This is a genomic window from Moraxella sp. VT-16-12 (genome assembly GCF_002224245.2).
In the GTDB taxonomy this organism is placed as follows: domain Bacteria; phylum Pseudomonadota; class Gammaproteobacteria; order Pseudomonadales; family Moraxellaceae; genus Moraxella.
This window is the reverse complement of record NZ_NKHK02000015.1, coordinates 17,714-27,608: the sequence shown is the minus strand read 5'-3', so window position 1 is coordinate 27,608 and position 9,895 is coordinate 17,714. Positions and strand designations below refer to the sequence as shown.

Sequence of the window (9,895 nt, the reverse complement as noted above, 5' to 3'; positions counted from 1 at the left end):
AGTGTGGTTTGCCCATGTGAGAGTAGGTCATCGTCAGCATCCTTATTTACCCCCGCCAAGAGATTGGTGGGGGTTTTTGTGGGGGGGTGAAGTAGGGGGAAGTGGAGTAATGCGACATTAAAAGTGGGTATCTTGCCATGCTAGTAATTCATTTACGTCTTTTTGAATGCCTGCTTTTAATGATTCTAAATTGGGATAGCGGATTTCTTCATGTAGATATTTGGTAAATATGACCGTGAGTGTTAAACCATATAAATCACCTGAAAATTTGGGCAAATGTACTTCTAAGCGGTATTGTGTGCCATTGATACTTGGTCGCGTGCCAATATTGACCGCTCCAAATAAACTATAAGGTGTCAGCCCTTTAATGCCTGTTTGATGACATTGGTACAAATCAATAAGCTGCCCATCTTTGTGGGCGATGATGTCTGCACCAAAAATGCCATGTAAAGCAGGTTTTAACCGATTAATTTGTATGTTGGCGGTAGGAAAATCCAGTATTCTTCCGATTTTGTCGCCATGAATGACTTGACCTGTCATGACATAATCTCGTCCAAGCAGCTCTTTGGCATGGGATAATTCCCCTAAACTTAGGGCTTGACGTATCGCAGTTGAGCTGACGCGAGTTTCATTAATCTTGATGGTTGCCAAACTCTCCACACTAAAACCAAGCGTTGTTAAAAAATATTTATCTCCTGTGCGGTCGTGTCCAAAACGAAAATCATCGCCCAATACCAAATGCCGTGTGCCAAGTGCGTTGAGCATATTTGCAAAATCGTGAGCAGAAAGTTGGCGAAATTCATCATTAAAGCTCGCCTTAATGATAAAATCTACGCCAAACTCATCAAGCAAAGTCAGTTTTTCATCAAAGCTTGTGAGCCGAGCAGGGGGATTATTAGGGTTAAAAAATTCTCGGGGTTGTGGCTCAAATATCATGATGGCGGTGGCAAGCCCTTTACTGTGAGCCTCTTTTTTTAGGGCGGTTAGCATGGCTTGATGACCTAAATGCACACCGTCAAAATTACCAATGGTTAATGTGTGAGCTGGTAAGGTGGTGATATTTTTGGGGTTGAGATGAAGAATTTTCATGGATAAAAACAATCAAAAATGCCTATTATAGGTCAAATCCATCAATTTTTCATAAAATTTGTTAAAAATTTATCATAAAATATCATTTTAATGAAAATGATGAGATGTTTGATGAAGCGGCGTTTTGTGGCGGTGGTTTGGTTTTTATTGTCGTGTTATGGTTTGTTTTTGCGTGTACCAAGCTCTGGCGTGCCAAACGTGATTCATTTGGATAAGATGGCTCATTTTGCCATGTTTTTTGGGCAATTTTATTTGTTGGGCAGAGTATTTGTGGTCAATCGTCAATCGCAGTTTTTTAAGTTGTGGCTTGTGGCTTTGCTTTGGGCGGTGGTCAGCGAACTGGTGCAGGGGATTTTTACTGCACGCACGATGGATTTTTGGGACGGCGTGGTAGACATGGTAGGGGCGACATTGGCGGTGCTTTATTTGTATGTGCGTCGTAATTATCATCATGACCCAAAAGACCGCTAACACCGCCCAAATTAATCAGCCATGTTTAAGCTGTCTGGGTCTAAACCCTGTGGCAAGCAGAACAGCACCATAAACAATCGCTCCAACGATGCACAAAGTGAGCAAGACAGCAATTTTTTGCCAGACCGCCCCATCGGTGGGATAAAATGGCATGATGGCATACAAACAGGCGAGCATGGCAATGGTGGCGATGGTAAATTGAGCCATCATTTTTCGCCAATGACTGCCAAACCGCCAAATGCCACGAGTGTGCAAAAAATAATATAAAAGACCTGCATTGACAAAACTTGCCCCTGTGGTCGCCAAAGCCAATCCGCCATGTAGCGGTAATTTGACCAAATAAAAAATTGCCATAAATACAACGCTAAATATCATGTTGGCAAACACGGCAATAATGCCGATTTTTACAGGCGTTTTGGTGTCTTGGCGGGCAAAAAAGGCTGGGGCAAAAATTTTGATGAGCATAAAGCCCAAAATACCACCTGACATGCTTTTTAGAGCCAGTCCGCTATTGGTGGCATCTGTCTGAGTAAATTCGCCACGCACAAATAACGCATTCATCAACACATCAGACAAGGCAAACATTGCCACAGATGCAGGTAACCCCACCAGAATAATCAAGCGAGCCGCCCAATCTAAGGTTTTGGTAAATTCATCTTGGTCGCCTTTGGCACAACTTGCTGACAGGCTGGGTAAAATCACCGTACCAATTGCCACACCAATCAGTCCTAAGGGTAATTCGCTCAATCTTTCGGCAGCATAGAGCCATGATACCGAACCATTTATCATTTTTGATGCAAAAATGGTATTTAGTAGCAGGTTAATCTGTGTAACTGATACCCCAAAAATGGCAGGGAGCATGAGTGTTAAAATGCGTTTGACCCCTTCGTCTTTGAAGTTGATTTTTGGGGCAACCAGCAGTTTTTGGCGGTATAAATCAGGCAGTTGTATGAGTAGTTGTAACAGCCCCGAGATTGCCACTGCATAGCCTAATGCCATAATCGGCGTGTCCATCATTGGTGCAAGCAACAATGCTCCTAAAATCATACAGACATTGAGCAAAACAGGAGCAAAGGCAGGGGGAGCAAATTTACCATAGCTCTGCAAAATGCTACCAAAAAACGCCGTTAGGGAGATGAATAACAAATAAGGAAAAGTTAAGCGAAGCAGCTCGCTGGCGGTATTAAATCGCAAAGGGTCATCAGCAAAACCGGGGGCAAACAGATGTATCACATAGGGAGCTAGGGCAATCACCGCCACTGTCAAGACCAACAAAATGACCGATAACACGCCTGAAACATGAGCGATGAGCAGTTTGACTTCATCAAGGGTGCGTCGTTCTTTGTATTCGGATAAAACAGGCACAAAGGCTTGGGAAAACGCCCCTTCGGCAAAAAGCCGTCTTAGAAAATTGGGGATTTTAAACGCCACCAAAAAAGCGTCCATCAGACCGCCTGCCCCAAATACCCCCATCAAAACCACATCACGCACCAATCCTAAAACGCGAGAAAGCATGGTCATGATACTGACAATGGCGGTAGAATGAAAAAGCCGAGATTTTGCCATGATGATTTATAACCAAAAATGCGTATTATAAAGGATTTGGGGTAAACTTGTGTAAAAAGTTGTGTGGAAAGTCCATGAATCATCAAGAAATGCTACAAATGTTCATGCACCAACTTTCTAAGTCGTCCCCAGTCAAAAAACTCACCAGGGTCAGTTTTGCGAATCGGAGCGATGTCGCTATGACCCATCAGGTGTCGCTTAGTGGCGGGATAGGCGTGATAAATTGCCACAATGATTTGGGCAAGGGTGTTGTATTGCTTATCGCTAAATGGTGAAAAGTCATCACCTTCTAACTCTATGCCTATGGTAAAATCGTTACAATTTGCTCGTCCAAGATAGCAAGACTGTCCTGCGTGCCACGCTCGTTCATTAAAATTAACAAATTGTGTAACTGCCCCATGTCGCTCTATGAACAGATGAGCGGAGACTTCTAGGTGAGCAATGGTTTTAAAATAATCATGGTCATTTGGGTCTAGCTTATTTTGAAAAAAGGCTTTGACAAAGTGTGTGCCTGTTTTGTCGGTTTGTCCAAACTGGCTAGGCGGTAAACTGATGTTATGAATGACAATGCCAGTAATGGCAGGTTTATCATCGGTGGTGGGGCGTGTATTAAAATTGGGTGATGGCACAAACGTTGCCCCAGATAGTATGCCGTCTTTGATAGTGAAGGTGGTCATGGTCAGTCTTGTTTGGGTGGTAAAAGGGCTTTATCTAAAAAATAAAATCTGTCATAATGACAAAATTTCATATTTTAGCAAATTTATTCTATGAAGACTGTTAATTTTAATAAATGTATTTTGTTTGTGGTATCTTTGACGTTTGGTGTGGCTTTTGCCAACTCATCGGCTCATGGCATTGCAGATGGCACACAAATAACAAATACCCAAGCCCAACTTGTTGCCACCAAAACCGCCTTTGGGCTAAGCGATGTTGCTTTGGATAAACTGGCAGAGCATGTGCTGTGGCAAAGATTACTTTTGGCAAAACAGGGCGTGAGCCAAGTGAAAGACCCTGATTTTTTCTTGTCCAAACAAAATGACCCAAAATCTGAGCTGATGGCAAACTTGGCAGCATTGCAACAATTAGATAAAAAAGCAATGTGTCGTTTTCCTGCTCGCATGGCGTTTTTGACTGCCGAGCTTAATAAAATGGGCATTGACACCAAATATGATGATGAACTGTGTGCAGAGTTTAAAACATGGGCTGATGGCTTAGATGGGCGAGTGTTGTCGCTGATTTTTGCCGAAGAACACCCAAATTCTTTGGGGTCGTCCTATGGTCATGCTTTTTTGCGTTTGGATACCCAAAAAAGCCTAAGCACAGGGCAAGACAAGGATGCCATTGCGATTAATTATAGCAGTGTGGTACCAAACGAAGAAGCAAAAGAAGCGGTCAGGGCTTTAAAATCCATCGTGGGGGCTTATGATGGTGGGCTTGAGTTTTTTAATTACCAAAACAAAAAAGAAGACTACACCATCAAAGGTGAACGAGACCTTTGGCAATATGAGATGGATTTGAGTGAACAACAAGTGCGTCAGATTTTGCGTCATCTGTGGGAAACCAAAGACATGAATCGCCCTTATTTTTTTACTCATGATAACTGTGCCACAGAGATTGTGCGTTTGATTGATGTGGTGCGAGCGGATAAAGACATTGCTCATGACATGGGACGCATTGTCATTCCTGCTAAGATTGCTCGTATTTTAGAGCGTCATGGCATGGTGCGTAAGACGACGTTTGTGCCATCAAATGCCACGCTTAGACAGGCTTTTATCAATAACGGCACAAACTTTGATTGGTCAAAATTGCAATCAAATAATAACAACCCCGTTCATGCCAGCCCCACCCATCGCCTTAGTGTGTCAGTGGCTGATGATAACCATCATGGCGGTCATGGTTTGGGGGCGGTATATGGGCTGTCATTGCGTTCGGCTTATCAGGATTTGCTGGACAGATCTGATGGGGTGCGGTCATATTTGGATTTGACGATTTTATCAGCAGACATCAAATATGACAAAGAAAAGTTAAAACTGGACAAAGCCACCATTTTTTCAAGTCGTAGCTACAACCCTGCCAACTCAGCCAAGAACAATCCAAATCCCATCACTGGCAAGCCAAAATCGGCTTGGGGGCTACATTTAACCGTAGAGCAAGCCACAGACGCATCAAACAAAGACAACGCTGACCATTTGGTGTTTAATGTGCAAGCACAAAAAGGCAAATCATGGCTGATGGGTCAAGCTGCCACCAATACAGGTGATTTGGCAGATACGCTGTGCTATGTGTTTGGTGGGGCAGGTGGGCAGTTTGGCAAAATAAATCAGGGCTATCGGTTAGGCGTTGGACTATCGGTTGGGTGTAGTCATCGTGTGAGTGATGATGTGCGAGTGTTGGGTGAGCTTAGTGTGCCATACTGGTATCATCATGACGACTCGCCCAATCGCTCAGGTTATGTTCAGCCGTCGGTGGTGATGGGGGTTCAGTATGATTTGACACGTCGTGATGCTTTGCGTTTTGTGGCAAATAGTGAACGATTGTATGACAAAACCCAAAACAGCGTGCAGTTTGGTTATCATCGTTATTTTTAATGGCTGGGTAAATTGATGAGATTTTTGATTATTGGACAAGGAAATATTGGGCAAGCAGTAGCAATACAGCTTGCTAGGGCAGGTCATGACATCACGGCTGTGGCACGCTCTGCCAAATGTTATCCTGATGATGTGGCGGTTACTTTTTGGCAAAAAAATGCTTTGGATTTGACCAAAAATGAGCTTGATGATTTTGATGGTGTTGCCATCATCATCACGCCTGATAAAAATAGCGATAGGGTACAAGCCTATAAAGACAGTTATTTGGCGGTGTGTCAGCATATGGCGGACTTAAAGATAGATTGTCAAAAAGTTTTGTTTGTGTCATCTACATCGGTTTATGGTGAAAATGACGGACAACTGATTGATGAAAACACCCCTGCTTGCCCAAGCAATCCTACCGCCTTGGTGTTGTTAAATGCTGAAAATCTCATCAGTGCCACTTATGGCAGGCGTGCCATCATCGTGCGACCAAGTGGTATTTATGGTGGTAGCAATCGCATGATAGAGCTTGCCAAAAAAGCCCATCAAGACGGTGTGCCAAGTCATCATCACACCAATCGCATTCATCAGACGGATTTAGTGGCGATTATCGCAAAAATTTTGGTGATGGCAACCCCAAAGCCTTTGTATTTGGTGAGTGATTTTGATGGGGCGACTTTGGCACAGGTGCTGGGGTTTATTTGTCAAGTGCGTGGTTATCCCATGCCAGTACTCATACCTTCTGCTCCCACAGGCAAACGCATTATGCCTAATATAGATAAATCTTGGCTGACGTTTGAAAACTATCGTAGTGGCTATGCGGTTTGATTTTTGAATTTGATATAAAATCTGCTAAAATAGACTTTTTATTTTGACAGATTTATGATGACTGTGCTTAATGAGCATAAATCATGTAAATTTTATCAAAATTGGCTTAAAGTCAGCTTGTGATTAAACACACAAACAACCTTAAAAGTGTAATTGTCTTTACAATATTGTTGTCATGATAGCAATTTGGGGTTAAATGTATGCAGGTTTTATTTGGTTAAAAATTTATCAAGAGCTACTTTTTATTATAAAGCCAGTTATCAAGCCAATGATATAAAATCCCTGCTGTGCTAATGACCGCTATCATACGCACCACATGGAGCATGGTAACAATCGGTACGCCAAGCTGTAATGTTTTTGCAGTAATGGTCATCTCTGCCACGCCACCAGGAGCAAAACCCAAGCCCAAAATGGTGGCGTCAATGCCCGTCAGGTAAGCAAGACCGAGACTTACCGCCATTGTTAAGGGCAAATGCACCATGACACTAACGGCAGTAGCAAGAAGCAGGCGAGGAGCGGTGGCAAAGAAGTCAGAGCGAAACTTGGTACCCAATGTCCAACCAATGCACACTTGCCCCAAAGCAGATAGCCATGTTGGTATGGCAGACAGATGTATGTTGTTTGCAGTTAGCAATACAGTTACCAAAAGTGGAGCAAATGTCCAAGGGTTTGATAAGTGAAATTTTTCAAAAAGTTTGGCGGTGGCTGTACTAAGGGTCAGTAATAACATTAGTCCAAAAATACTCACTGTCTGATTGGATGTTAAAAAAGCATCATCACCGCCACGATAGCCCATAAACTGATAGAAAAATGGCACACTGGTTACCACCAAAAACACACGTAATGAGTGAGCGGCGACCACTTGGTCTACTCTTGCTCCTTGTTTTTCAGCAAAATTTGACATTTCACTCGCGCCACCAATGACAGAAGCAAACCATGCCGTCTTAAAATCAACCCCGCCCATTTTATAGATAATCCAGGCACCAATAAATCCAAGCGATATGCTAAACAGTGCTACCGCCACCATCAAATAAGCATGACGCCCAAGCAGCACAGCCATCTGTGGTGTAAAGTATAGCCCCAGAGATATGCCGATGACCATCAAACCTGCCTTACGGCTAAAACCAGCACTTTTTGTGGGTAGTCCTGCTAGGCTACATCCTGCCATAGTAAATAATGAGCCAAGTAACCACGGAATCGGCAATCCTAAAATATTGGCAAAAGCCCCGCCAATGAGTGCAATTATAAAGCTTGGCACATATGCTTGTAGTGTTTTTGCCATAAATATTCCTAAAATGACATGATAAATAGTAATATATACTAAAAACAAAAAAACAGCCACCAATCAAAGCAGCTGTTTTATGTGTTGTCATCAAAATCTAAGCAACAGTTTTGGGTTTTTTGCTACGAAAGTTGCGATAGATGGGCAGTAGCACCATAAAGATAACTAAGACCCACAATACTTTGGTGATGTTGCCATGAAACAATACGCTCAGGTCGCCTTGGGAAATTGAAAGAGCACGACGTAAGCTGGATTCCATGAGTTCACCCAACACATAGCCCAAAATCAAAGCAGATAATGGAAAATGTAGTTTGCGTAAAAGATACCCCAATATACCAAGTGCCACCATTAATACAAGGTCAAAAGTGGTGCTATGAATGGCATAGACACCCACAAAACTCACCGCAGCGATGGCGGGGATTAAAATGTAATTTGGTGTATTGAGCATTTTGGCAAACAGACCGACAAGCGGTAAGTTTAAAATCAGCAAAATCACATTACCAACAAACAGTGAAGCAATCAGACCCCATACGATGTCAGGCTGTTCACTAAATAACTGTGGACCAGGCGTGATATTGTATAGTGTCAAAGCTCCCATCATTACTGCTGTGGTTCCAGAACCAGGCACACCTAAGGTTAGCATTGGGATAAATGAACCACAAGCAGAAGCGTTATTGGCTGCTTCTGGTGCAGCAATACCACGTAAATCCCCTTCACCAAACGTACCTGACTCGCCAGCAAGCTTTTTTTCGTTGGTATAGGTCATGGCACTGGCGATGGTCGCTCCTGCTCCTGGTAAAATCCCCACCACAAAGCCAACAACGCCACTTCGTATCATCGCACCAAGACTGAACATAAATTCTTTAAAGTTAAAGAATGCACGTTTGCCTTGTTCTAAGGCTTTTTGGCCAGTACTGGTTTGTTCAAGTAAAATTAAAATTTCACTGATACTAAAAAAACCTATCACGATGGTGGTAAATTGAATGCCATCTGACAGATTGACTGAATCAAAGGTGAAACGATATACACCTGTAACTGCATCTACACCTACGGTTGCTAAAGCCAGACCAATCAATGCTGCTACGGCTGTTTTGATGGGTTGATCGCCCACTAAGCCACTAAGACAGGTAATGGCAAAGACCATTAGGACAAAGTACTCAGCAGGACCAAAGGCGATTGCCCAATTGGCAAGCAAGGGTGCAAACAGCACCACACCAATGGTGGCAATGATACTGCCTGTAAATGAACTGACCGCTGATAATGATAAAGCAACGCCTGCCTGACCTTTTTTGGCAAGCGGATAGCCATCTAAGGTGGACATGATGGCAGCAGCATCTCCTGGCACATTGATTAAGATTGCTGAAATACGTCCGCCATATTCACAACCTAGATATACAGCTGCCAGTAAAATCAAAGCTGATTCTGGCGGTAAGCCTAGAGCGTAAGCAAAGGGTAGCAGCAGTGCAACACCATTGATGGGACCAAGCCCAGGGAGCATGCCAACAATCGTACCTAAAAAAGCGCCAATGAGTGCCAAAAGAAGGTTGGTGGGAGTCAGAGCAACAGCGAAGCCTGATAGTAAATAGTTTAAGGTATCCATGATGCTCCCTTATTTAAAAAAGCCAAGTGGCAAAGGCACATCTAAGGCTTGGTCAAATAACAAATATAGCAGTACGCCCATGACCACACCAGAGATGAGACAGTGTACGGTTTTGCCACCAAAGAGTTTGCCTATAACAAACGCCATGATTGCTGTTGCCAGTGGAAAGCCTAAAATTTCAAATAATAGGGCATAGCCAATCAGCGTCGCCAAGCAGATACCAAGGTGTTTTAATAGTTTGGGGGTATAACCTAGGTTGATGGGTTTGATGTTTGGGCGTACCACCAAAAATAAAGTACATCCTGACATAAGACCTAAAATCAATACAGGATAGGGGCGTGGACCTAGTGGGTCATAAGCAATTGGTGCAACATAGCCCCATGCGATATATAGCAAAAATAAACTTGCCAATAGCAATGCGAGCGAAAAATAACGTTCTAATTTTGTGTTCATAAAATATCCTTATAACAATACAGACAAAGTCTTGCT

9 protein-coding genes are annotated in these 9,895 nt (G+C 43.1%); 3 read left to right on the top strand and 6 right to left on the bottom strand.

All coding sequences use genetic code 11. The annotated features are described in order from the left end of the window. Positions 1 to 117 precede the first annotated feature (117 nt). Positions 118 to 1,089: a riboflavin biosynthesis protein RibF gene (gene ribF / locus CEW93_RS10320; protein ID WP_089540339.1), complete on the bottom strand. Its 972-nt coding sequence runs from the start codon at positions 1,087 to 1,089 to the stop codon at positions 118 to 120. 111 nt (positions 1,090 to 1,200) lie between these two features. On the opposite strand from ribF, the gene CEW93_RS10315 reads away from it, so the two are divergent. After that, the gene (locus tag CEW93_RS10315) at positions 1,201 to 1,560 is read left to right on the top strand and encodes a VanZ family protein (RefSeq protein ID WP_089540337.1); all 360 of its coding nucleotides are present in this window, start codon (positions 1,201 to 1,203) and stop codon (positions 1,558 to 1,560) included. 15 nt (positions 1,561 to 1,575) lie between these two features. On the opposite strand, the gene murJ is transcribed toward CEW93_RS10315, so the two are convergent. After that, positions 1,576 to 3,126, bottom strand: coding sequence for a murein biosynthesis integral membrane protein MurJ (gene murJ / locus CEW93_RS10310; protein ID WP_089540334.1), 1,551 nt, complete (start codon positions 3,124 to 3,126; stop codon positions 1,576 to 1,578). Between the two features lie 92 nt (positions 3,127 to 3,218). Then, entirely contained in the window at positions 3,219 to 3,803 is a 585-nt protein-coding gene (gene ampD / locus CEW93_RS10305; protein WP_089540332.1) for a 1,6-anhydro-N-acetylmuramyl-L-alanine amidase AmpD, read from the bottom strand. A gap of 90 nt (positions 3,804 to 3,893) precedes the next feature. Here ampD and CEW93_RS10300 point away from each other — a divergent pair, with 90 nt between their 5' ends. Both CEW93_RS10300 and CEW93_RS10295 read left to right on the top strand, forming a co-directional pair. Beyond that, positions 3,894 to 5,714 carry a DUF4105 domain-containing protein gene (locus tag CEW93_RS10300; protein WP_089540330.1) on the top strand — a complete coding sequence of 607 codons (1,821 nt, stop codon included), beginning with the start codon at positions 3,894 to 3,896 and terminating at the stop codon, positions 5,712 to 5,714. A 15-nt stretch (positions 5,715 to 5,729) separates the two neighbouring features. Continuing rightward, on the top strand, positions 5,730 to 6,524 hold the full coding sequence (locus CEW93_RS10295; protein ID WP_089540328.1) for an NAD-dependent epimerase/dehydratase family protein: 795 nt from the start codon (positions 5,730 to 5,732) through the stop codon (positions 6,522 to 6,524). A gap of 235 nt (positions 6,525 to 6,759) precedes the next feature. On the opposite strand, the gene CEW93_RS10290 is transcribed toward CEW93_RS10295, so the two are convergent. From CEW93_RS10290 to CEW93_RS10280, 3 genes are all read right to left on the bottom strand, one after another. Next, entirely contained in the window at positions 6,760 to 7,806 is a 1,047-nt protein-coding gene (locus CEW93_RS10290) for an AbrB family transcriptional regulator (protein ID WP_089540326.1), read from the bottom strand. A 97-nt stretch (positions 7,807 to 7,903) separates the two neighbouring features. Then, the gene (locus tag CEW93_RS10285; protein ID WP_089540324.1) at positions 7,904 to 9,406 is read right to left on the bottom strand and encodes a tripartite tricarboxylate transporter permease; all 1,503 of its coding nucleotides are present in this window, start codon (positions 9,404 to 9,406) and stop codon (positions 7,904 to 7,906) included. A gap of 9 nt (positions 9,407 to 9,415) precedes the next feature. Then, a complete protein-coding gene (locus CEW93_RS10280) occupies positions 9,416 to 9,859 on the bottom strand; it encodes a tripartite tricarboxylate transporter TctB family protein (RefSeq protein WP_089540322.1) in 444 nt (147 codons plus the stop codon). Between the last annotated feature and the right edge of the window lie 36 nt (positions 9,860 to 9,895).